Origin of the sequence: Amycolatopsis vastitatis (assembly GCF_002234595.1) — a bacterium.
GTDB classification, from domain to species: Bacteria; Actinomycetota; Actinomycetes; order Mycobacteriales; family Pseudonocardiaceae; genus Amycolatopsis; species Amycolatopsis vastitatis.
Genome location: NZ_NMUL01000048.1, coordinates 37,625 through 59,081 on the forward strand (window position 1 = coordinate 37,625; position 21,457 = coordinate 59,081).

General features: G+C 72.6%; 21 protein-coding genes. 7 read left to right on the plus strand and 14 right to left on the minus strand.

All coding sequences use genetic code 11. From position 1 onward, the window contains the following. Positions 1 to 62 precede the first annotated feature (62 nt). Complete coding sequence (locus tag CF165_RS50570) at positions 63 to 425, plus strand: hypothetical protein (RefSeq protein ID WP_143268768.1); 363 nt, start codon at positions 63 to 65, stop codon at positions 423 to 425. Here CF165_RS50570 and CF165_RS39100 read toward each other — a convergent pair whose 3' ends face one another. From CF165_RS39100 to CF165_RS39115, 4 genes are all read right to left on the minus strand, one after another. Continuing rightward, positions 426 to 1,304, minus strand: a complete 879-nt coding sequence (locus CF165_RS39100; protein WP_240521980.1) for a serine/threonine-protein kinase — start codon at positions 1,302 to 1,304, stop codon at positions 426 to 428. Positions 1,305 to 1,418: 114 nt separating this feature from the next. Further along, positions 1,419 to 2,462: a LacI family DNA-binding transcriptional regulator gene (locus CF165_RS39105; RefSeq protein ID WP_093952637.1), complete on the minus strand. Its 1,044-nt coding sequence runs from the start codon at positions 2,460 to 2,462 to the stop codon at positions 1,419 to 1,421. 152 nt (positions 2,463 to 2,614) lie between these two features. Beyond that, positions 2,615 to 3,961, minus strand: a complete 1,347-nt coding sequence (locus tag CF165_RS39110; protein ID WP_240521981.1) for a serine/threonine-protein kinase — start codon at positions 3,959 to 3,961, stop codon at positions 2,615 to 2,617. Between the two features lie 208 nt (positions 3,962 to 4,169). After that, on the minus strand, positions 4,170 to 5,573 hold the full coding sequence (locus CF165_RS39115) for a protein kinase domain-containing protein (RefSeq protein ID WP_093952638.1): 1,404 nt from the start codon (positions 5,571 to 5,573) through the stop codon (positions 4,170 to 4,172). A 640-nt stretch (positions 5,574 to 6,213) separates the two neighbouring features. Between CF165_RS39115 and CF165_RS39120 the strand changes: the two genes are divergently transcribed. From CF165_RS39120 to mihF, 3 genes are read left to right on the plus strand one after another with little or no spacing between them, the layout of a single operon-like run. After that, a complete protein-coding gene (locus CF165_RS39120; RefSeq protein WP_093952639.1) occupies positions 6,214 to 6,624 on the plus strand; it encodes an STAS domain-containing protein in 411 nt (136 codons plus the stop codon). A 20-nt stretch (positions 6,625 to 6,644) separates the two neighbouring features. Then, positions 6,645 to 6,941, plus strand: a complete 297-nt coding sequence (locus CF165_RS39125; RefSeq protein WP_093952640.1) for a J domain-containing protein — start codon at positions 6,645 to 6,647, stop codon at positions 6,939 to 6,941. A 31-nt stretch (positions 6,942 to 6,972) separates the two neighbouring features. Further along, positions 6,973 to 7,305 (plus strand): integration host factor, actinobacterial type, encoded by a 333-nt coding sequence (gene mihF / locus CF165_RS39130; protein WP_093952641.1) that lies wholly within the window; start codon positions 6,973 to 6,975, stop codon positions 7,303 to 7,305. Positions 7,306 to 7,309: 4 nt separating this feature from the next. Here mihF and nrfD read toward each other — a convergent pair whose 3' ends face one another. The 6 genes from nrfD to CF165_RS39160 form a co-directional block, all read right to left on the minus strand. After that, a complete protein-coding gene (nrfD, locus tag CF165_RS39135; protein WP_093952642.1) occupies positions 7,310 to 8,308 on the minus strand; it encodes an NrfD/PsrC family molybdoenzyme membrane anchor subunit in 999 nt (332 codons plus the stop codon). Then, complete coding sequence (locus tag CF165_RS39140; protein WP_093952643.1) at positions 8,305 to 9,336, minus strand: 4Fe-4S dicluster domain-containing protein; 1,032 nt, start codon at positions 9,334 to 9,336, stop codon at positions 8,305 to 8,307. The genes nrfD and CF165_RS39140 overlap by 4 nt, the downstream gene beginning before the upstream one ends. Next, positions 9,333 to 12,611, minus strand: a complete 3,279-nt coding sequence (fdh, locus tag CF165_RS39145) for a formate dehydrogenase (RefSeq protein WP_093952644.1) — start codon at positions 12,609 to 12,611, stop codon at positions 9,333 to 9,335. The genes CF165_RS39140 and fdh overlap by 4 nt, the downstream gene beginning before the upstream one ends. A gap of 145 nt (positions 12,612 to 12,756) precedes the next feature. After that, positions 12,757 to 14,265, minus strand: a complete 1,509-nt coding sequence (locus CF165_RS39150) for an MFS transporter (protein WP_093952645.1) — start codon at positions 14,263 to 14,265, stop codon at positions 12,757 to 12,759. A gap of 122 nt (positions 14,266 to 14,387) precedes the next feature. Beyond that, positions 14,388 to 14,900, minus strand: a complete 513-nt coding sequence (locus tag CF165_RS39155) for a hypothetical protein (protein ID WP_093952646.1) — start codon at positions 14,898 to 14,900, stop codon at positions 14,388 to 14,390. Between the two features lie 250 nt (positions 14,901 to 15,150). Then, positions 15,151 to 15,627, minus strand: coding sequence for a DinB family protein (locus CF165_RS39160; protein WP_093952647.1), 477 nt, complete (start codon positions 15,625 to 15,627; stop codon positions 15,151 to 15,153). An 89-nt stretch (positions 15,628 to 15,716) separates the two neighbouring features. Here CF165_RS39160 and CF165_RS39165 point away from each other — a divergent pair, with 89 nt between their 5' ends. Together CF165_RS39165 and CF165_RS39170 are read left to right on the plus strand one after the other, a co-directional pair. Continuing rightward, positions 15,717 to 16,295 (plus strand): helix-turn-helix domain-containing protein, encoded by a 579-nt coding sequence (locus tag CF165_RS39165; RefSeq protein ID WP_093952648.1) that lies wholly within the window; start codon positions 15,717 to 15,719, stop codon positions 16,293 to 16,295. 45 nt (positions 16,296 to 16,340) lie between these two features. Next, complete coding sequence (locus tag CF165_RS39170) at positions 16,341 to 17,195, plus strand: TIGR03619 family F420-dependent LLM class oxidoreductase (protein ID WP_093952649.1); 855 nt, start codon at positions 16,341 to 16,343, stop codon at positions 17,193 to 17,195. A 259-nt stretch (positions 17,196 to 17,454) separates the two neighbouring features. Here CF165_RS39170 and CF165_RS39175 read toward each other — a convergent pair whose 3' ends face one another. The 4 genes from CF165_RS39175 to CF165_RS39190 all read right to left on the minus strand — a co-directional run bounded on the left by CF165_RS39175 (position 17,455) and on the right by CF165_RS39190 (position 19,223). Beyond that, on the minus strand, positions 17,455 to 17,760 hold the full coding sequence (locus tag CF165_RS39175) for a lycopene cyclase domain-containing protein (RefSeq protein ID WP_167441711.1): 306 nt from the start codon (positions 17,758 to 17,760) through the stop codon (positions 17,455 to 17,457). After that, positions 17,757 to 18,080 carry a lycopene cyclase domain-containing protein gene (locus CF165_RS39180; RefSeq protein WP_093952650.1) on the minus strand — a complete coding sequence of 108 codons (324 nt, stop codon included), beginning with the start codon at positions 18,078 to 18,080 and terminating at the stop codon, positions 17,757 to 17,759. Before CF165_RS39180 ends, CF165_RS39175 begins: the two co-directional genes overlap by 4 nt. A 217-nt stretch (positions 18,081 to 18,297) precedes the next feature. Beyond that, entirely contained in the window at positions 18,298 to 18,669 is a 372-nt protein-coding gene (locus CF165_RS39185; protein WP_093952651.1) for a nuclear transport factor 2-like protein, read from the minus strand. Beyond that, complete coding sequence (locus tag CF165_RS39190) at positions 18,666 to 19,223, minus strand: MarR family winged helix-turn-helix transcriptional regulator (RefSeq protein WP_093952652.1); 558 nt, start codon at positions 19,221 to 19,223, stop codon at positions 18,666 to 18,668. The genes CF165_RS39185 and CF165_RS39190 overlap by 4 nt, the downstream gene beginning before the upstream one ends. 164 nt (positions 19,224 to 19,387) lie before the next feature. Here CF165_RS39190 and CF165_RS39195 point away from each other — a divergent pair, with 164 nt between their 5' ends. After that, positions 19,388 to 21,400: a phosphocholine-specific phospholipase C gene (locus CF165_RS39195; RefSeq protein WP_093952653.1), complete on the plus strand. Its 2,013-nt coding sequence runs from the start codon at positions 19,388 to 19,390 to the stop codon at positions 21,398 to 21,400. Positions 21,401 to 21,457 lie beyond the last annotated feature (57 nt).

The following is a 21,457-nucleotide window of genomic DNA, read 5'->3' on the forward strand; positions in this document are numbered from 1 at the left end:
CTCCTACTCTCCGCGAACGGGACATGCGACTCTTCGCATGTGGGGAATCGGAGGTGGTTCGGTTGACGCGCCCGACGGGGGCCACGGCCAGGCAGCAGATTTCGGTTCAGGAATTGATTCAGCGGGTGCGCGCGGAGAATTCCCCGCCACCCGATGCGCTGGAAAAGGGCCGCGCACAGCCGGATGTCTTCACGAGGTGGCTGGTGGCGGGCGCGGCGGTGGTGACCGTGCTGAGCGCGTTCGCACTGATTTCGTTCGCGGTGAGCGACGATCCGGAACGGGTGCCGGCGAACCAGCCCGCGGTATCGGTGCCGATCACGTTCGTCGGCACCCGCACGGTCACCGAAACGGTGGACGCGCCGCCTTCGGCGATCGACCCGACGTTTTACCAGCCGTACGGCAGCTATTACAGGCCGACGACGTAGTCACCTTTGCGGCTGGGTCGTGAAGCGGAGGGCGAGGCGGCGGAGGGCGGCGTGGGCCGTCACCGCCGTGCCGAGGGCGACGACGAGCACGGTGCCGGTCACCAGGGCGCGCGTGCGGGCGTGTGTGTCCCGGGCCCGGAGCTCCGCGAGCGGACGGGCCACGGCGAGGCCGGTGAGCGTCCGTTCCGCCTCGGCCATCGTCGGCCGGGCCGCCGGCTCGTGCCGCAGCAGGGCGAGCACGGCGTCGAGGACCGGCCCGCCGGCCGACGGCGGCACGCCGGTGCCGGGCGGCCGCCCTTCGAGGGCGAAGTAGAGGGTGGCGCCGAGGGAGAAGACGTCCGCGGGACACGCCGGGGACGCGCCCGCGGCCGCCTCCGGGGCGGGGAACGGGCCGTCCCCCAGCCCGAAGCCGTCGATCTTCGCCGTCCCGTCCGCGGTGACCAGCACCCGGTCCGGTCCGATCCCGCGGTGCAGGATGCCACCGGCGTGCGCGGCCGCCAGCGCCGAAGCCAGCTGGGCGCCGAGCGCCGCGACGCGGTCCGCCGGGAAGCTCCCGTGCCGTTCGAGGAGGTCGGCCAGCGTCCGGGTCGCCTGGTACTCCGTCACGACGTACGGGGTGATGTCCTGCTCGAAGACGTCGTGCACGACCACCGCGTGCGGGTGCCGCAGCCGGATCGCCACGCGCGCTTCGCGGATCGCCTTGGCCCGGACGCGGTCCGAGTGGGCCGCGTCGAACGGGCAGCCGGGCGGCAGCCGCTTGACGGTGACGAACCGGTCGAGCAGCTCGTCGCGGGCCCGCCACACCGTGCCCGCGGGACCGTCGCCGAGCGGGTCGAGCAGGTGGTACCGCCCGGCCAGGACTGCCTTTTTCGCTGCCACCGGTATTCCCCCGTCCGCGTCGTCGGCCTCACTGGGAAATACGGCCGGCAGGCGCAATGGGTTCGGTGGATCGGCCTAATTGTTCCGGACGGCCCGCGGTGCGGGGAAGCGCTTTCAACGAACGGCGGCCGCGGTGCTTTCGCCGGGGACGAAGGACGGGGTGACGGCTTCCGGGCCTGCCGCGGAACCGTCGAGCCGGCGCACCGCCAGTTCGACGGCCAGCGCGCCCAGCTCGCGGGCCGGGATCACCACCGCGGCCGGCCGGATCGGCTGGTGCCGGGCCACGGTGTCCGAGCACACGGCCACGACGGAGACGTCGGCGGGGACCCGCAGCCCACGGTCCCTAAGCGCCGCCAGGACCGGGGGCAGGGCCGCCTCGTCGTGGACGACCAGCGCGGTCACGTCGCCGGCGGTGAGGACGTCGTCCAGGCAACGGCCGACGTCTTCGGCCGCCGGCGCGCACGGCCGGGAAACCACGCGCACGCCGCGCCGGGCGGCGGTGATGCGGAAGCCTTCGGCGAAGTCCGTCAGGTACCCCGCCCGGCGACCCGGCGGCGCGGCCGACGGCTCGAGGTGGGCGATCGAGCGGTGGCCGAGGTCGGCGAGGTGGGTGGCGCAGGCCTGACCGGCCGGCGTGCAGTCGAGCGTCACCGAAGCCAGGCCGTGGTGCCGTCCGGGTGCGCCGACCAGCACCGCGGGGCGGCCCGAGGCGAGCAGCACGGGCACCCGCGGGTCGTCGTCACCGGCGTCCAGCACGATCACCGCGTCGGCCAGCGCGGCCGACGTCACCCGGTGCAGGCCGGACGTGCCTTCGTCGTCGGTGACCAGGAGCAGGTCGAAGCCGAGCTCGCGGGCGGCGCCCGCGGCCGCGGCGAAGAACTCCATCTCCACCCCCGGGTGCCGGTCGCCGTGCAGCGGCACCGCCACCGCGAGAACTCCGGCGCGGGTGGTGGGCGAGCCGGCGCGGCGCCGGTAGCCGAGGGTGCGGATGGTCTCCTCGACCCGCCGTCTCGTCGCCGCGGAGATCGTCCGCTTCCCGGTGATCACGTAGGACACCGTGCTCGCCGAGACACCGGCGGCGTTCGCCACGTCGGTGATCGTCACCGCGCCACGGCCGGCGCCGGAAGGTTCGTCCGCCGCGTCGCGGGAGTTCGTCATTGTGGAGCACTTTCTCGGTACCCATTGTCCGGTCCGTTGTCCGGCCGGGAGTTAGCGTTAACAAGATCGAGGGGAAGGCTGACCATAATGCCCGTCAACGGCGCTGGTCAAGCCACCTTCGTCGGATTGCGGAAGAACGTCCGCATCGCGATTCAGCCCGCCGGGCGGCAGTCGGTCACGGGTATCCCGCGGCGGCCGCCGCGGGCCAGGGCGATGAAGCCGAAGGTGGTCGATTCGCCGGGCCGCAGCACCGCGTTCCACTCGGCGCTGGTGATCGCCGAGGTGGTCCCGGTCCGCACCAGCGTGCCGTTCCAGAGGTCGTCGATGCTCGTCCCGGCCGGGTTCGCCCAGCTGACCGTCCACCCGGCGAGACCGGCGCGCCCGCTGTTGCGGACGGTCACCAGGCCCTGGAACCCGCCGTCCCAGGACTTCACGACCTGGTAGCGCGCGGCGCAGGCCGGCGGACCGGCCACAACGGACGTGAACGCCGTGGCGGACGGCGCCGAAGCGAGCTGGGCCGGGGCGCTCGCCGGTTCCCGGCGCGGCGGGATCGACGTCGCCGCCACGATCGCGGCCGCGGTCAGGACCAGCGCCGCGCCGGCGAAGACCAGCCGGGAGCGGCGGCGACGGGCCGGCTCGGGCCCGGGCTCGGGTGCCCGGGGCGTGCTCGGCAGGGCGGGCCCCGGGAGGGTGCAGCGGGTGAACAGCCGGGCGGCCTCGGCCATCGTGGGCCGGGCGGCCGGGTCGGTGTGGAGGAGCCGGAGGACGATGTCGATGGCCGGGCCGCTGGTGCGCGGCGGGATGATCTCGCCGCTGCCGACGCGTTTGAGCAGGGCCAGCTGGTTGTCGTCGGTGCCGAACGGCGGCCGCCCTTCGAGCGCGGTGTAGAGCGTCGCGCCGAGCGAGTAGACGTCGGAGGGGAAGCCGGGTTCGGCGCCGTCGGCGACCTCCGGGGCCAGGTAGGCCGGCGTGCCGACGACCAGCCCGCGTCCGGTGGCGCTGCCCTCCCCGCGTGCGTGTGCCACCCCGAAGTCGGTGATCTTCGCCGCGCCGTCGGTGGTGACGAGGACGTTGTTGGGACTGATGTCGCGGTGCACCACGCCTTCCGCGTGTGCCGCGGCCAGTGCCGAGGCGAGCTGGCTGCCCAGCTCCGCCGCGTATTCCGGCACCAGCGGGCCCTGCTGTTCGAGGAGCTCGGTGAGCGTGCGGGACGGCAGGTACTCCATCGCGATGTACGACATGGACTCGTCTTCGACGACGTCGTACACGACGACCGCGTGCGGGTGGCGCAGGCGGGCGGCGACGCGGGCCTCCCGGATCGTCCGCTCGCGGGTGCGCTCCCCGGCCGCCGGGTCGGCGGGGGACTCCGGGAAGAGCTGCTTGATCGCGACCACGCGGCCGAGCCGTTCGTCCTTCGCCCGCCAGACGGCCCCCATCGCGCCGTGACCCGCCCGGCCGAGTACGCGATAGCGGTCGGCGATCACTGCCCCTTCGTACACGAACAAGCTCCCCTCGGCCGGTGTGCCGTCATCGGGGAACACGGCCGGTTCCGGAGCCGAGTTCGGCGAACCGGCGGGAATCACTCACCTGGGTGGGGGATACGGAATAGCGTTCGACGATTTCGCTCCGGATCCGGGAATGGTTTTGACCGGCTACGGAAAAAAGACCGATCCGGTTGTGTCGGAACGATAACGGTATCGGCGCCGCTCAGTTCGTCCGGCAGCTGACGACCGGGACCGCGGGACTGCCGCCGGTGCGGGTTTCGTTCAGCCCGAACGTGGCCGACGCGCCCGGTTCGACCAAGGCGTTCCAGCCCGCGTCCGTGACGGTCGCCGACGAGCCGGCCTGGGTCAGCGTGCCGTTCCAGAGGTCCCGGATACCCGTGCCGGCGGGCAGCATCCACGTCACCGTCCAGCCGTTCAGGCGTGTCGTCCGGTCGTTGTGGACGGTCACCTCCGCCTGCGCCCCGTCCGGCCAGGTGCTCGTCACCCGGTAGTGCGCGGTGCACCCGCCGCGGGCCGGTTCGATGGCGGGGGCTGACGTCGGCGTCGCCGCCGGCGCCGGCGGCGCTTCGCCGGCCAGGAGCCGGGTCGCCACGGCCGCGGTCGTGGTGCTGCGGACGGTGTGGTCCGCGGTGACCGTCGTGGCCGGGTACTGGATGGGCGCCGCGGTGGTCTCGGGCCCGTCGGTGAGGGCCACGCCGGCCACCACGCCGGCGCAGGTCAAGCTCACGGCGAGGCCGGACACGGCGACGCGGCGCAGCCGGGACCGCCGGGGGACGTCCGCGACGGCCGGCCGCCCGACCGCGGCCAGCAGCTCCACCGCCTCCTGCATCGACGGGCGCGCGGCGGGGTCGCGTTCGAGCATCCGCATCAGCACGCCGGTGAGCGGGCCGCCGTGGGCGGGCGGGGCGAGCTGGTTTTCGGTGATCCGCCGGAGCAGGGTGATCGGGTCGTCGCTGGTGCCGAACGGCGGAGTGCCCTCCAGGGCGGTGTAGAGCGTGGCGCCGAGGGAATAGACGTCCGACGGCAGGCCCGCTTCGCCGCCCCGGGCGACCTCCGGGGCCAGGTAGGGAAGGGTGCCGACGACGACGTCATCCTCGGCGGCCGGGTGCTCGCCGAGCGCGCGCGACACCCCGAAGTCGGTGATCCGGGCCGTGCCGTCGCCGGTGACGAGCACGTTGTTCGGCGTCACGTCCCGGTGCAGGATCCAGTCCCCGTGCGCGGCGGCCAGTGCGGCGGCGACCTGCCGCCCGAGCCGGAGCACGTCGCACCGCGGCAGCGGTCCCCGTTCGACGAGCACGTCGGTCAGCGACTTGGCGGGCACGTACTCCATGACCAGGTACATCGAGCCGGCGTCTTCGAACACGTCGTACACCGCGACGGCGTTCGGGTGCCGCAGCCGGGAAGCCAGCCGCGCCTCACGCAGTGCGCGGTCGCAGGTTTCGGCGACCTTGCCCGGGTCGGTCGCCGGCTCCCGCAGGAACTGCTTGACCGCCACCACGCGGTCCAGCCGCTCGTCCTTGGCCCGCCACACCAGGCTCGTCGCGCCCCGGCCGAGCTGCCCCAGAAGCCGGTACCGCCCGTTGACGAGCTGTTCCTCGAAAGCCACCCATACCCCTGCGCCGGTCGACGACTGCCAAAACGCTCTGCTTTTTAGCAGATGATCGGCTTCGCGTGGGGCTTCGGTGGCAACCGTTATCGGAATCGATGCGTTCGACGGCCGATTTGTATTCCGAACATTGGGCCGCGCCGGTGCCCGGGTTCGACGGATTCACCGTGGCCGGGATTCCGGCGCGCGTTGTCGACCGGTCGGCAGTCCGGCGCCGGCGTTCTCCATCGTGGCCCGGATGTGCGCCGCCCCTCCTCGAGGGTGGGCGTGGCCGCGGCGAGCGTGCGCGACGAGCTTTGGGCGCGTGGGCGGCTTTCGCAGCCACTGGTGACCCGGGCCGGCCTGTCTGCGACGTCGCCGCGCTGTGGCTTGCCGGGACGTCGTAAGCCGGTCGGGTGGTGGGGCGATAGCGCGGTGTCGCGGCCGGTGGGACGTCGTGACCCGGCCGGGTGGGACCGGTGTCCGGGTGACCGGCAGGCGGCGTGGGAGTGGCCGCCGGCGGGCGTGGGTGGCGTACCGTGTGGGCATCGCGGTTCAACCGGTAGCCGCCCGCTCGTTCCCTGCGCCCGTCCGCAGGTGACGCGGGAGGCGGGCCCGGTGCCCGGGTCCCGGCGTCACCCCCTCGCTCGAGGAGGTCCCTGTGCTCGACCAGATCGCCGCGCCGAGATCCCGCGTCGACGTTCCGTCCGTGATGACCCTGCGGGTGACCGCCACCGCGGAGGCCACCGTCGTCACCGTCCGCGGGGAGATCGACCTGCCGGTGCACGACCGGCTCAGGAGCCGCGTGGGGGACGAGATCGACCTCGCGCCGCGGGCGCTCGTCCTGGACCTCATGGAGGTCGCGTTCTGCGGGGCGGGTGGGATCACTGAGCTGCTGGTCGCCGCTTCGGAAGCCAACGTCAGCGGGGTGCCGTTCGCCATCGCCACGGACCGGCGGGCCGTGCTGCGCCCGCTCCGGGTCCTGCGGCTGGAGCAGGCGCTGCCGATCCACGGCAGTGTCGCCGCCGCACTGGACTGGCTGGCCGTGCTGCCCCGGCTCCGCCGCCCCTGACACGGAGCGGGTGAGCCACCGTGCCCGAGCGCCGTGACCCGTACGCCGTGCTGGGCGTCGCCGCGACCGCGACGGACCGCGAGCTGGCCGCCGCCTTCCGCCGCCGGGTCCGGGAAGTGCACCCCGACGCCCCGGGCGGCGACGATGACCGGTTCGCCGCGGTCGTAGCCGCTTACGAACTGCTGCGCGACCCCCGGCGGCGCGCCGAGTTCGACCGCCGCCGCACGCGCGGGGTCCCGGTGCCGGTCCGCCGTCACCCCGGCCGGAAGGCGGACGTTCCGGACCTGCGCGCCGGACCGGTGCGCCACCACCCCTGATCGTGAGCCGGCGATGGAGGATCCGGGGGAGATGCCGTCCAGGCCGGAGCTGACCGACGAGCGGCGGCGGCTGGCGCGCGAGAAGGCGGCCGAGGCGCGCCTCGTGCGGGCCGAGCTGCTGGGCGCGCTGCGGAACGGCGACGTCACGGTCGCCCAGGTGCTGGCGCGGGCCGACGCGGGCGACCCGGTGGTCCGGCAGACGCGCGTCCTGCGGCTGGCGCGGTCGCTGCCGGGGTTCGGTGACGTCGCCGCGCGTGAGCTGCTGGCGCGGTTGAGGATCGACGAGCGGCGGCGGATCGGCGGGCTCGGGCGGCGTCAGCGGGACGCGCTGCTGGCCGCCACGAGCGATGCGCCGGGCCGCTGACCCGTCACCGGTTCTCCAGCCGCTCCCGCTGCGGCGTCACCACGTACTTGGGGTCCTTTGTGGACGCGACGCCCGCCTCGAACACCCCGAACCGCTGCAGCGCGCTCCCGGCGAACAGCGCCGTTCCCGCGGCCACCGAGATCGCGCGGCCACGGTGGCCGAGCAGTGTCCCGGCCAGGCCGGCGACGGTCAGCCGTTCGGACCACTTCCGCAGGCGGTGCGCTTTGCCGGTGGTGTAGGCCTCCGCCGCGAGCCCGAGCCGCTTTTCCAGCACCTTCGAAGCCACCAGCTCGGTCGCCGCGCCGAAGGCGGCCAGCGCGCGGGCGGGACCCGCTTCGGCCACCGGCACCAGGGCCATCGCGAAGCCGCCGGAGCTCGCGGCCGCCGAGCCGGTGAAGACGAACGGCAGCGGCGCGTGCGCTTCGTGCCAGGCCGGAACGGCGGTCTGCGACAGCAGCACGGCCGTGTAGGACGCGACGGCCGGGGCGACGACCGCCGAAGCGAGCCCGGCCGGCCGGGCGGCCGCGCGCAGGAGCCTGCCGGGCAACGTGCGGCGCAGCCCGGACGGCAGCACCTCGGCGACCGCGGCGAGGCCCACGCCGGGCCCGAAAGCGGTGAGGATCCAGGTGCCCACGCTCATCGGCGACGTCGGTTTCGCGACGCGCAGCATGTGGTGGAACCGTTCCGGCCGCCCGAGGTCGGCGACGAGCAGGTACCCACTCGCCAGGAGCGCGGCGAGGGAACCCGTCCGGCCGGCCCGGCGCAGGGCCGGCCGTCCGGTGAGGTCGGCGCCGGCGGCCAGCAGCGAGGTGCCCGCCGCGAGCCCGCCGGTGAACAGGTACGCCGGCACCTTCCACTCCCACACCGGCGGCTTGAGCACCGGACGGCCGTAGTAGGACCGGAACTCGGCCGGGGGCACCATCAGCTCTTCGCGGGAGCGGCGCTTGCGGCGGCCGAAGGTCTTCGCGTGCCGAGCGTCGCTGCGCGGCTCGCGCGGGGTCACCGGCGCTTCCTTCCGAACGCCGCGACCGCGGCCGCGAGCAGCGCCGACGCGGCCATCCCGGCGTACTTCCACATCGCGGGCAGCTCACGGGTCGGCACCACGGGATCCGGCGGGAGCCCGTAGACCTCGGGTTCGTCGAGCAGCAGGAAGAACGCGCCGTTGCCGCCCACCCCGTCGGCGGGGTCGTGGCCGTAGAGCCGGGCCTCGGTGACGCCGCGCTCGTGCAGCTCCTCGATGCGGCGGGCGGCCCGCTCGCGCAGCTCGTCGAGCTCGCCGAACTGGATCGAGTCGGTGGGGCAGGCCTTGGCGCACGCCGGTTCGAGGCCGTCGTGGAGCCGGTCGTAGCAGAGCGTGCACTTCTGCGCCCGCCCGTCGCCCGGGCGCCGGTCGATGACCCCGTACGGGCAGCCCGAAACGCAGTAGCCGCAGCCGTTGCAGATGTCCTGCTGCACCACGACCGTGCCGAACTCGGTGCGGAACAGCGCGCCGGTCGGGCACACGTCGAGGCAGCCCGCGTGCGTGCAGTGCTTGCAGACGTCCGACGCCATCAGCCAGCGGAAGTCGGTGCGGCCCTCGGCGCCGGTCTGCGCGCCCGGCAGGTCGAACGACGGCATCCCGAGGTCCTCCGGCGCCCGCGGCCGGGGAGAGGTGCCCAGCTCGCCACCGCCACGCGGCGCGTCCCGCAGCTCGTCGGCGACGAAGGCGGTGGTCACGTCGATCCCGGACGGCCCGGTCGGCAGCCCTTCGAGCCCCGGCGACTGCCCGCCGAGCGGCCGCTGCTGCTCGACGAAGGCCACGTGCCGCCACGAGTTCGCGCCCAGCGCGCCCGTGTTGTCGAACGACATCCCGAGCAGGTCGAGCCCGTCTTCGGGGACGTTGTTCCACTCCTTGCAGGCGACTTCGCAGGCCTTGCAGCCGATGCACACCGACGTGTCGGTGAAGAACCCGACACGCGGCGGGTGCCCGGTGTGCCCGGCTTCGGCGGCGACGTCCGGCAGCGGCCCGGAAAGCCGGTTCTCGATCGTCATGATCCGTCCTCCGTGGCGTGGCCGGGTTCGACGTGCTCGGTGCCGTGCGTGGTGGCGACCCGGGTACCCGTTTCCGGCGTGATGCCCGCCCGCGCGCGGTACTGCTCGAGCAACGCGAGCAGCTCGGCACCGCGCGGCCGCCGCCCGGGGCGGACGTCACAGGTGGCGACCTTGCTCTCCTGGATGAAGACGTTCGGGTCCAGCACCACGCCGAACAGGTCGTTGACGACGTCGCGGGACACCAGCCCGGAGCTGCCCCAGTGGTAGGGCATCCACACCTGGTGCACGACCCGGTCCTGCACCCGCAGCGGCGCCATCCGGTCGGTGACGAACACCCGCGCCTCGACGGCCGCCCGCGCCGTGACGACGTGCGCCCAGCCCAGGTGCGAAAGCCCGCGCAGCTTCGCCAGCTCGGGGGAGACCTCGACGAACAGGTCCGGCTGCAGCTCCGACAGGTACGGCAGCGTCCGGCTCATGCCGCCGGCGGTGTGGTGCTCGGTCAGCCGCGCGGCGGTGAACACGAACGGGAACACCTCGCCGCCTTCCTCGGGCGGCGACGGGTGGGACGGGTTGTCCCGGCGGCCGTAGACCTTCCGCGCCGGGTTGCCCTGCTGGGTGTAGAAGGGGTTGCGGAACGGCGATTCGTGCGGCTCGTAGTGCGTCGGCAGCGGGCCGTCGGCCAGTCCCGTCGGGGCGAACAGCCACGCCTTGCCGTCCGACTGCATGATGAACGGGTCGTCGCCGCGCAGCGCGGCCGGGCCGACGGCGTCCGGCGGCGGGACGTGGTCCGGCGGCTTGGTCTTTTCGAAGTCGGGGACGTCGTGGCCGGTCCATTCGCCCTTGTCCGCGTCCCACCAGATCAGAGCCTTGCGCTCGCTCCACGGCCGCCCGGCGGGGTCGGCGGACGCGCGGTTGTAGAGCACCCGCCGGTTCAGCGGCCACACCCAGCCCCACTCGAGGGCGTAGAAGTCCTGGTCGAACCGCGACTTCCGGCGGGCGGCCTGGTTGACGCCGTCGGCGTAGACGCCGCTGTAGATCCAGCACCCGCAGGAGGTGCTGCCGTCGGCCTTGAGCTCGAGGTAGCCCGAGAGCTCCTTGCCGGTGGCCAGGTCCTGGCCGTTGATCCGCCGCAGGACGTCTTCGGCGGACGGTTCGTCGCCGTGCACTTCGTAGTCCCAGGCGAGGTCGAGCACCGGCCGGTCGCGCTCGTCTTCCGAGCCCGCCAGCCGCTCCCGGACCAGCCGCCCGAGGTGGTGGAAGAACCACAGCTCCGACCGCTGGTCGCCGGACGGCTCGACGGCCTTCTCCCGCCACTGCAGCATGCGCTGGGTCTGGGTGAACGTCCCTTCCTTCTCCACGTGCGAGGCGGCGGGGAAGAAGAACACCTCGGTGCGGCACTGCTCCGGCACGATCTCGCCGGTCTCGATCTCCGGCGCGTCCTTCCAGAAGGTGGCGCTCTCGATCATCGTCAGGTCGCGGACGACCAGCCAGTCGAGGTTGGCCATGCCGAGCCGCTGCAGGCGGCCGTGCGCGGACCCGACGGCGGGGTTCTGCCCGAGCAGGAAGTAGCCGGACACCTTGCCGTCGACCATGTCCAGCACGGTGCGGTAGGTGCCGTGGTCGCCGTTGATCCGCGGCAGGTAACCGAAGCAGAAGTCGTTGTCCGGCGTGGCCTTCTCGCCCCAGTACTCCTTCAGCAGCGACACGGTGTAGGCGTCGGCGTTGCGCCAGAAGCCCTTCTGCTTGTCCCCGTGGACGCATTCGAGGTACTCGTCGAGCGTCGTGTGCTGCGGGGTGGGCATCGGCAGGTAGCCGGGCAGCAGGTTGAACAGCGTCGGGATGTCGGTCGAGCCCTGGATGCTGGCGTGCCCGCGCAGCGCGAACACCCCGCCGCCGGGACGGCCGATGTTGCCCAGCAGCAGCTGGATGATCGAGCCCGCCCGGATGTACTGCGCCCCGACGCTGTGCTGGGTCCAGCCCACGCTGTAGACGAGCGCGGCGGTGCGCTCACGGCCCGAGTTGCGCGTCCACGCGTCACAGACCCGCTGGAAGAGCTCCTTCGGCGTCCCGCAGGTGGCCTCGACCATCTCCGGGGTGTAGCGGGCGAAGTGGCGCTTGAGGATCTGGAACACGCACCGCGGGTGCTGCAGCGTCGGGTCGGCGGCGATCTCCTCGCTGCCGCCTTCGAGCACCGGGCCGCCGGAGCCGTGCTGGTCGGACGCCGAGGTCTCCTTGCCGTGCGCGGTGTCGCGCGGCCGGGTGTTCTCGTAGTGCCAGGTCGACGGGTCGTAGGCGGCCTTGGCCTCGTCGTAGCCGCTGAAGAGGCCGTCGAGGTCCTCGGTGTCGCGGTAGTCCTCGGAAACCAGGAAGGAGGCGTTGGTGTAGGCGACCACGTACTCCCGGAAGTCCAGGTCGTTGCTCAGGATGTGGTGGATCACCCCGCCGAGGAACGCGATGTCGGTACCGGCGCGCAGCGGCACGTGGGCGTCGGCGAGCGCGCTCGTCCGGGTGAAGCGCGGGTCGATGTGGAAGACCTCGGCCCCGCGGGCCTTCGCCTCCATCACCCACTGGAACCCCACCGGGTGCGCTTCGGCCATGTTCGAGCCCATGATGACCACGCAGTCGGAGTTCTGCAGGTCCTGCTGGTAGTCCGTCGCACCGCCGCGACCGAAGGAGGTCCCCAGACCGGGAACCGTGGCGGAGTGTCAAATCCGGGCCTGGTTCTCGATCTGGATCGCCCCGAGCGCGGTGAAGAGCTTCTTGATCAGGTAGTTCTCTTCGTTGTCCAGGGTGGCGCCGCCGAGGCTCGCGATGCCCATGGTGCGCCGCAGCGGCGCGCCGCGAGAGTCGGTCTCCTGCCAGCCCTTGCGCCGGGCGTCCAGGACGCGGTCGGCGACCATCTCCATCGCCGTGCCGAGGTCCAGGTCGGTCCACTCGGTCGCGTAGGGGGCGCGGTACCGGACCTTCAGCTCGCGCTGCGGCCCGGTGACCAGCTGCTTGCTCGCCGAACCCTTGGGGCACAGGCGGCCGCGGGAGATCGGGCTGTGCGGGTCGCCTTCGATCTGGACGACGCGCTCGTCCTTGACGTACACCTGCTGCCCGCACCCGACGGCGCAATACGGGCAAACCGACCGGGCCACCCGGTCGGCGCTCGCCGTGCGCGGGATCAGCGCCTCCGAGCGCGGGGACTCCGCCGCCTTGCCCCGCCCGAGCGGGTCGGTGCCGGTCAGCTGGCGGTACACGGGCCAGGATTCGAGCCACTTCCGTGGTCCCATGTCACCTCCCGATCGCGACCCGGCGGCCGCTTCCGAACCGGCGTCTACCCAGGGTCTGCCGAGCCTAAACGGCCGGACGTCATGAACGACTCTTTCCTGTCATCCGACGACAGGAAAGAGTCGTTCATGACACTTCGTCCAGGGGTCAGGTGGAGAACGGCGAAGACGCGCCTTCCGCGCGGGTGCGGCCGCGGCGGCCGGCGGCGGCCAGCGGCTGGGCGATGTCCTCCAGGGACTTGCCTTCCGCGTCCACGGCGAGGAACCGCGCGACCAGGCCGCCGGCGATCATGACGGCCGCGCCGATCAGGTAGCCGATGAACAGGCGGACCGGGTGGTCGCCGGTGCCGATGAGCGCGCCGTAGATCACCGGTCCCAGTGCGCCGAAGCACTGCGCGATCGCGAAGAACACCGCGATCGCCTTCGCCCGCACCTCCAGCGGGAAGATTTCGCTCACCGTCAGGTAGCCCGCGCTCGCGCCCGCCGAGGCGAAGAAGAAGATCACGCACCACGCGATGGTCTGCGTGATCGCGTTCAGCCACCCGGCGTAGAACAGCCCCGCCGTGACGGCCAGCAGGACGCCGGACACGACGTACGTGCCGGAGATCATCTTCCGCCGCCCGAGGGTGTCGAACAGGTGGCCGATGGTGAACGGGCCGACCAGGTTGCCCACCGCGAACGCGATCAGGTAGATCGGCGTGGCCGCCGACGAAACCCCGTAGAACTTGCCCAGCACCAGCGTGTAGGTGAAGAAGATCGCGTTGTACAGGAACGACTGGCTGATCATCAGCGAGGCGCCCAGGACCGCCCGCGACGGGTAGTCGCGGAACAGCACCCTCGCCAGGGCGACGTACCCGATCTGCTCGGCCGGCGTCACCTCGATCGCCTTCTTCTCGTCGACCGGCGGCAGGCTGCGGCCCGCCTCCTCCACTTCGTGCTCGATCTGGGCGATCGACTCCTCGGCGGCGTCGGCCTTGCCGTGCATGATCTGCCACCGCGGGCTCTCCGGCAGGTGCCGCCGCACCAGCAGGATCACCAGCCCGAGCACCGGGCCGATCAGGAAGCCCAGCCGCCAGCCCAGCGACAGGTCCATCCGGTTCAGCAGGATGTACGTGCCGATCGTGCCCAGCACGGCCCCTGCCCAGTAGGTGCCGTTGACGGCGATGTCGACGCGGCCACGGAAACGGGCCGGGATCAGCTCGTCGATCGCGGAGTTGATCGCGGCGTACTCGCCGCCGATGCCCATGCCGGCGACGAACCGGGTCGCGTACAGGAAGATGACCCAGCCGGCGCCGTTGCCGAGCGTCAGCGCGGTCAGCCCGCTGCCGACGAGGTAGACGGCCAGGGTGAGCATGAACAGGTTCCGGCGCCCCAGCTTGTCGGACAGGCTGCCGAAGAACAGCGCGCCGACCACCTCACCGGCGAGGTAGATCGTCGCGAGCAACCCCACCGCGGCCGACGACATGTGCAGCGTCTCGGGTTTGGTGAGCGTGTCGGCGACCGCGCTGGCCACCGTGATTTCCAGGCCGTCGAGGATCCACGCCACGCCGAGCGCGACCACCATCCGGGTGTGGAACCGCGACCAGGGCAACCGGTCGATGCGTGCCGGGATCAGTGTCCGTACCCCGGACGACGCCGGTACGGGTGTTGCCGCCATGACAACCTCCTTGAGAGCCAACCGCCTCGCGGGGCTTCCCCCTCCGCCGCCTGGCGAAACACGATCGAGGGACTGCGGCCCCGAACGCCCCGGCACCGGTTCGGGCCGCTCGGGGCCGGTCGTCAGCGGGGCCGGCCCGCTGCCGCGATGTAGGCGTTCGACGGGCCGGTGAACGACAGCACGACACCCACGACGGCGGCGAGCGCGGCGAGGTACCCGAAGACCGTGTCCTGGGCGGTCAGCAGCGAGATCACGTGCAGGGCGGTGAGCACCGTGAGCACGATGCGCGCCCAGTTGCGGCCCGCGCGCAGCTTGAAGGCGAACAGCAGGTAGAGCGCGGCGATGAGGACCACGATCACCACGGTGACGACCAGCGTGATGGTCGCGGCCTGGTCGATCTGCGCGTCGGTGAGGGTGCCGCCGCGCTGTCTGTTCGCGGTGCGCAGGGTGTCGGCCAGCGCGTCCCAGTTGACGAACAGCAGCAGGCCGCCGGCCAGCCCGAGGACGGTCGAGGCGACGAAAGCCCAGAAGGCGCCCTCGATCGTGCCGGGCCGCGCCGGGGCGGCCACCGGGCCGGCGGAAGCCGCGGCGCCGGCGTCGTCCGGATAGTTCGGGTAGTTCGGTGATTCGCTCATAGTGATCGAATAGCACCGTTCCGGACGATTCGCAGAATGAACGGGCGCGGACGTCTTGGCGGAATCTTTCCCCGGTCCGGTCCGCGCGCTGGAATTCCGCTTCCCACCGTCGTTCCACAGTGGATTCACCAGCGAATCCCGCCCAGGAGGCGAAAATGCGCAATGTTCGGACGGGCGTGCTCGCGGTGGCGACCGCGGCGGTGGCGGCCGGATGCGGCACCGGTACCGCATCCGGGCGGATCGTGCCAGGTCAGCGGCCGGTGCTGCCGTCGGCCAGCTCGCGGAGGATGTCGGCGTGCCCGGCGTGCCTGCCGGTCTCCTCGATCAGGTGGACCAGGGCCCAGCGCATCGACGGGCCACCACGGCGCACCGGTTGCGCGAGGTCCGTGCAGGCGTCGATGACCGCGTCCGCCTCGGCGCAGGCGGCCCGGTAGCCGGCCAGGACCGAGGCGGCGGTCTCGTCCGGGCGGGGCCGGAACGTGCCGGGCCAGCCGGCCGGGGCTTCCCCGAGGAAGGTGAACCGCTCGACCGCGGTCAGGTGCCGGACCAGGCCCAGCAGCGACGTCCCGGACGGCACGCCGGGGGTGCGCACCGCCGGTTCCGGGACGCCTTCGGCCTTGGCGGCCACCGCGTCCCGCAGGTAGCCGAGAAACCCGCGCAACACGGCCTTCTCGTCCGCGCCGGTGCGCGGGGGCGGGGTGTCACGGCGTCGGCGGGTGGCGGGCATGCGAGTCCTCCTGAGGTCGGGTCTCCGCCACCTTCACCCGGCGTCCGCGATTCCGGCACGCTTTCTTGCGGTTCCGGCAAGATGACGGAGTGAGCGACGACTTCGAGGACGTGCTGCACGCCGTCGGCCCCCGGCTGCGGGCGCTGCGGCGGCACTGCGGGATGACGCTGGCCGAGCTCGCCGCCACGACCGGGGTGTCGGAGAGCACGCTGTCGCGGCTGGAAAGCGGGCTGCGGCGGGCCAGCCTGGAACTGCTGCTGCCGCTGGCCCGCGCGTACGACGTCCCGCTGGACGACCTGGTCGGCGCGCCGCGGACCGGCGACCCCCGCGTCCACCTGACGCCGATCCACCGCCACGGCATGACGTTCGTGCCGCTGTCCCGCCGTCCGGGCGGCATGCAGGCGTACAAGATGATCATCCCGGGCACCGGCCGCCCGCTCGACCCGGACCACAAGACGCACGAAGGCCACGAGTGGCTCTACGTGCTGCACGGGCGGCTGTGGCTGGTCCTCGGCGAGCAAGACCTGGTGCTGCCGCCGGGGGAGGCGGCGGAGTTCGACACGACCCTCCCGCACTGGCTCGGCAGCGCCGACGGGAAGGCGGTCGAGCTGCTCATCCTCTTCGGGCGGTACGGCGAGCGGGCGCATCTGCGGGCGCGGACGGGGTGAACCGGAGTTGCCTTGACGTCGGCGTCAAAGTCTAGCTTCGGCGGCGTGAAGTTCGGGATCAGTTACAGCACCCCTGCGTTCGGCGCCGACCCGGAGCGGCTCACGGCGTTCGCGCGGCACGCGGAGGAGTGTGGGTTCGAGTCGTTGTCCCTGCCGGAACACGTCGCGCTGTACCCGGGCGCGAAGATCGGGCCGATGGAGCTGCCGCCGTCGCTGCCCTACGCGGATCCGCTGGAGTGCCTGAGCTTCGCCGCCGCGGTCACGCGGCGCATCCTGCTCGGCACCGGCGTCCTGCTGCTGCCGTACCACCATCCCGTGGTGCTGGCCAAGCGGCTGGCGACCGTCGACGTGCTCTCCGGCGGCCGCATGCGGCTGCTCACAGTGGGCGTCGGCGCGCTGCCCCGCGAAGCGAAGGCGGCCGGCGTCGACTTCGCGACCCGCGGCCGCCGGGCGGACGAGGCGATCGACGTCCTGCGGTTGCTGTGGGCGGGCGGGGAGGAGGGCGTCAGCTTCGACGGCGAGTTCTACGCCTTCGACGACGCCTGCGTGTTCCCGAAGCCGTTGGGTGTCCGGGAACTGCCCGTCCACGTCGGCGGTTCCAGCGCGGCCGCGGCACGGCGTGCCGGGCGACGCGGCGACGGCTGGTTCCCGGGCGGCATGCTGCCGCCGGACGAGCGGCGCCGCCAGTTCGAGCTGGTCCGGACCTCGGCGATCGAAGCGGGCCGCGATCCCGAAGCCGTCCAGTACACGCGGTGGGGCTCGCTCGGTATGTCCACAAAGGACGTCGATGCGCTGGCCGCGCAGGGGGTGACCCGGATCGTCGTGACGCCCACGACGGCCGAGCCCGGCCGGGCGCACGAGGAGATGACGGCGTTCGCGGAGCGGTTCGCTTTGGCGTGACGGTGATCCGGCGGCCGGAGTGACCACTGAGCGACGTACGTCACGTCCGGCGGCCGGAACATCGGCGCGGGCGCGACGTTGTAGAGAGTGTCGGTACGGCGGTGTCCCCGGGCCTCACCCCTTGCCTTCACGGAATACCTAGCAAGTAGGAGCCGTGTTGTGCCTTTCGCCGCGAGGCGACCCCCGTACCGGCCTCAGTCTCCCGTTTCCGCTCGCAGGTCGACCCCCCTCGGACCTCCGCTGGGCGGAAGCGGGACTTTCACCGCTTTCCGCGTTCCCACAGCAGGAGCACCGCGGTGACGAGGGCGTAGCCGAACAGGAAGTCTTCGACCGGGATGTCCCACGGGAACCGCCAGCCGGTGATGCCGCCGGGGGCGTACCGGACGATCGGCGCCGACAGCTTGGTCAGCCACCCGTCCACCGGCACCTGGAACGCCACGACGATCGCCATGGTGACCCAGTAGGCCGGCCGCCGGAACAGCCCGGTGCGCAGCAGGACCAGCTCGGCCGCGACCACCACGAGCACGGCGGCGACGGCGGGAACCGTGTAGCCCCACGGAATCACCGGCGCCGCCGCAGCAGCCGCCCGGTCAGCTCGACCCCTTCGTAGGTGAGCACGCCACAGATCGGGACCACCGCGAAGAAGAGGACCTCTTCGAGCGGAATCCCGAACGGGACGCGCAGCCCGGTGACGAACGCCGGGTCGAAGTGCCAGACCCCGGCGGCGATGGCCAGGGCGTCCCACGCCAGGAACACGACGGCCACCGGCAGCACCGCCCGCGCCAGCCGGGCCGGCCTGCGGTACACCCGGGCGCCCGCCAGTTCCAGCGGCAGCGTGACCAGCACGCACGCGCCGAGGACGAGCAGGTATTCCGCGCGGCCCACGTCAGGCCACGGCCCCGGCCCGGGGATCAACCGCCATCGGATTCCTTTCGCCGCCTCGCGATCCGTCGCCTACCCGGGTCCGGCGCGGGGCAAACCCGCCGGAACCGTCGTGCTTCCGCGTTTGCCGCCCGCCGCTCCGGGTACACCTCGCGCGGCGATGGCCGCCCGGGGGTTCGAGCTCAGCCCGTGGTCTCCACAAACCCGGGCACCCGGGCGGTCACCGCTGTTCCCGCGCGGCCATCAGCGGATGCCACCGGGTGGCGTCGAAGATCAGGGTGATGGACTCGATCTTCCCGTCCCGCAGCCGGAAGTGCTCGGCGGTGCGCTGGACGCCGACCGGCGTGGCGGTGTGCACGTCGTAGACGAGCGTGGCCTCCGAGTCGCCGTAGAGCTCGCTGATCATCTGCACTCCGGTGACGATTCCGACGAACGCGGCGAGCTCGTCGAGGTGGCCACGGGCGTCGCCGGAGCTCATCAGCGGGCTTTGGAAGGCGAACGTGCCGGCGAGCCGCGCGGCGGCGGCCGTCACGTCCCCGTCGAAGCGGGCCCGGTGGTAGGCCTGGACGGCTTCGCGCGTGGTTTCGGTCATCGGTCCTCCAGGTGGCGGGCGAGGTGGTGCTGGTTTTCGACGAGCCGCAGGCACAGGTGCCGCAGCCGGGTGGTTTCTTCCGCGGTGAACCCGCGGAAGAGGGCGGCCATCGCCAGCTGCGAGGGCCGCCGGAACTCCGCCAGCCACGTCCGCCCGTCCTCGGTGATCCGGACCAGCACGGACCGCCGGTCGCGGGGGTCGGGCACGCGCACCGCCAGCCCGGCCCGCTCCAGGGTGTCGACCAGGCCGGTGACGTTCCGGGAGCTGACCCCGGCGGAGGCGGCGAGGTCCTTGACGTTCGAGCCGGCGAGGGCCGAGCCGGGGTCGTGGCCGGCGAGCCGGATGAGGATGTCGAGCGCGCCGGGGCTGAGGCCGCGGCTGTCCGTCCCGCGGGAGCGCAGCTGGTCCAGGCCGCGGGCGGCGGCGCGGACGGCGGCGGCCGCCTCCAGCACGCCGGTGTCGTCGCCGAGGGTGAACCCGGCCAGCGCGGTCCGGACACCGGGGGAGTAGAGCAGGCCGTCCGTGTCCCGCGTGAGGTTGGGTACGTCGTTCATAGTGAAGCACTACATTAGTACATGCTTCCGTATTTTCGTCAAGGCCTGTCCGGCCGCAGTCGTTTACCAGGGTTTCGCCCGGAGTTAGCCTCGGGCCCGGCACAGGTTCTCGAAGTCCCGCACATACTGGCCCGGCTCTCCACCCCGACACCCCCGGAGTCTTCATGACGGACGTCAACCGACGGCGGTTCCTGCAGCTGGCCGGCGGCACCGCCGCTCTCACCGCGCTGTCCACGAGCATCGCCCGCGCGGCGGAGATCCCCGCCTTCCGGCGCACCGGCACGCTCGCCGACGTCGAGCACGTCGTGGTCCTGATGCAGGAGAACAGGTCGTTCGACCACTACTTCGGCACGCTGCGCGGGGTCCGCGGCTTCGGCGACCCGCGGCCGGCCACCCTGGCCTCCGGGAAGGCGGTGTGGGAGCAGTCGGACGGCAAGCGGGACATCCTGCCGTTCCGCCCCGAAGCGGACAACCTGGGCCTGCAGTTCATCCAGGACCTGCCGCACGGCTGGAACGACACGCACGCGGCGTGGAACGGCGGCAAGTACGACAAGTGGGTGCCCGCGAAGGGCTCGACCACGATGGCGTACCTGACGCGCGAGGACATCCCGTTCCACTACGCGCTCGCCGACGCGTTCACGATCTGCGACGCCTACCACTGCTCGTTCATGGGCTCGACCGACCCGAACCGCTACTACATGTGGACCGGGTACACGGGCAACGACGGCAAGGGCGGCGGCCCGGTCCTCGGCAACGACGAGAAGGGCTACTCCTGGACGACCTACCCCGAGCGGCTGGAGCGGGCCGGGGTGTCGTGGAAGATCTACCAGGACATCGGCGACGGCCTCGACGCCGCCGGCGGCTGGGGCTGGATCGAGGACGCCTACCGCGGCAACTACGGCGACAACTCGCTGCTGTACTTCGACGCCTACCGCAACGCCAAGCCCGGCGACCCCCTCTACGACAAGGCCCGCACCGGCACGAACGCCAAGGCGGGCGAGGGCTACTTCGACCGGCTGCGCGCCGACGTCAAGGCCGGGAAGCTGCCGCAGGTCTCGTGGATCACCGCGCCGGAGGCGTTCTGCGAGCACCCGAACTGGCCGGTCAACTACGGCGCCTGGTACATCGCGCAGGTGCTCGACGCGCTGACCGCGAACCCGGACGTGTGGAGCAAGACGGCGCTGCTGATCACCTACGACGAGAACGACGGCTTCTTCGACCACGTCGTCCCGCCCTACGCGTCGGCCGGGCAGTCCACTGTGGACACGGCGGGCGAGATCTTCGCGGGGTCGGCGGCGAACCCGGCCGGCCCGTACGGCCTCGGCCAGCGCGTCCCGATGCTCGTGGTGTCGCCGTGGAGCAAGGGCGGCTGGGTGTGCTCGGAGACGTTCGACCACACGTCGATCATCCGGTTCATCGAGCGCCGCTTCGGTGTGCGGGAACCGAACATCTCGGCCTGGCGCCGGTCGGTGTGCGGCGACCTGACGTCGGCGTTCGACTTCGCGCGGACCGACACCGCCGTTCCGAAGCTGCCGGACACCGCGGGCTACCTCCCGCCGGACCGCGAGCGGCACCCGGACTACGTGCCCGCGGTCCCCGCCCACGGCGTGCTGCCCAAGCAGGAACGGGGGCTGCGGCCGGCCCGGGCCCTGCCGTACGACCTGACCGCCGACGCCCGGCTCGCCGGTGACCACCTCACGGTGACGTTCGCGAACCACGGCCGGGCGGGTGCGGCGTTCTACGTCGTCACACCGTCGGGTGCGCCGCGGACGTACACGGCGGGCGCCGGCGGTTCGCTGGCCGCGACGCTGCCGGCTTCCGGGGGCTACGACTACACCGCCTACGGCCCGAACGGTTTCGTGCGGCAGTTCCGGGGCAGCGCGGCCGGGCCCGAGGCCGGTGTCCGCTGCGACGGCGGCGACCTCGAGCTGGTGCTGACGAACTCCGGGACCACCACGGTGAAGCTGACCGTGACGGACACTTACGGGCGACGCTCGGTGACGCGCTCGCTGCGGCCGGGCGCGCGGGTCGTCGAGCACGTGGACACCCGCCGCAGCGGCAACTGGTACGACGTCTCGGTCACCTCCGACCACGACCCGAAGTTCCTGCGCCGCCTCGCGGGACACCGGGAGACCGGCCGGCCGAGCACGAGCGACCCGGCGACCCTGACGGACTGAGCCGCTCACCCGGACGGCGCTGGACCTCGCCCCGTCGTGAGTGAGAAACAGTGTTCT

Bases quoted from the DNA above. Each gene is read 5' to 3' on its own strand.
- CF165_RS39105 (WP_093952637.1), bottom strand. From the start codon at position 2,462: ATGACGAACTCCCGCGACGCGGCGGACGAACCTTCCGGCGCCGGCCGT.
- mihF (WP_093952641.1), top strand. From the start codon at position 6,973: ATGCCGTCCAGGCCGGAGCTGACCGACGAGCGGCGGCGGCTGGCGCGC.
- CF165_RS39140 (WP_093952643.1), bottom strand. From the start codon at position 9,336: ATGACGATCGAGAACCGGCTTTCCGGGCCGCTGCCGGACGTCGCCGCC.
- CF165_RS39150 (WP_093952645.1), bottom strand. From the start codon at position 14,265: ATGGCGGCAACACCCGTACCGGCGTCGTCCGGGGTACGGACACTGATC.
- CF165_RS39155 (WP_093952646.1), bottom strand. From the start codon at position 14,900: ATGAGCGAATCACCGAACTACCCGAACTATCCGGACGACGCCGGCGCC.
- CF165_RS39160 (WP_093952647.1), bottom strand. From the start codon at position 15,627: ATGCCCGCCACCCGCCGACGCCGTGACACCCCGCCCCCGCGCACCGGC.
- CF165_RS39185 (WP_093952651.1), bottom strand. From the start codon at position 18,669: ATGACCGAAACCACGCGCGAAGCCGTCCAGGCCTACCACCGGGCCCGC.
- CF165_RS39190 (WP_093952652.1), bottom strand. From the start codon at position 19,223: ATGAACGACGTACCCAACCTCACGCGGGACACGGACGGCCTGCTCTAC.
- CF165_RS39195 (WP_093952653.1), top strand. From the start codon at position 19,388: ATGACGGACGTCAACCGACGGCGGTTCCTGCAGCTGGCCGGCGGCACC.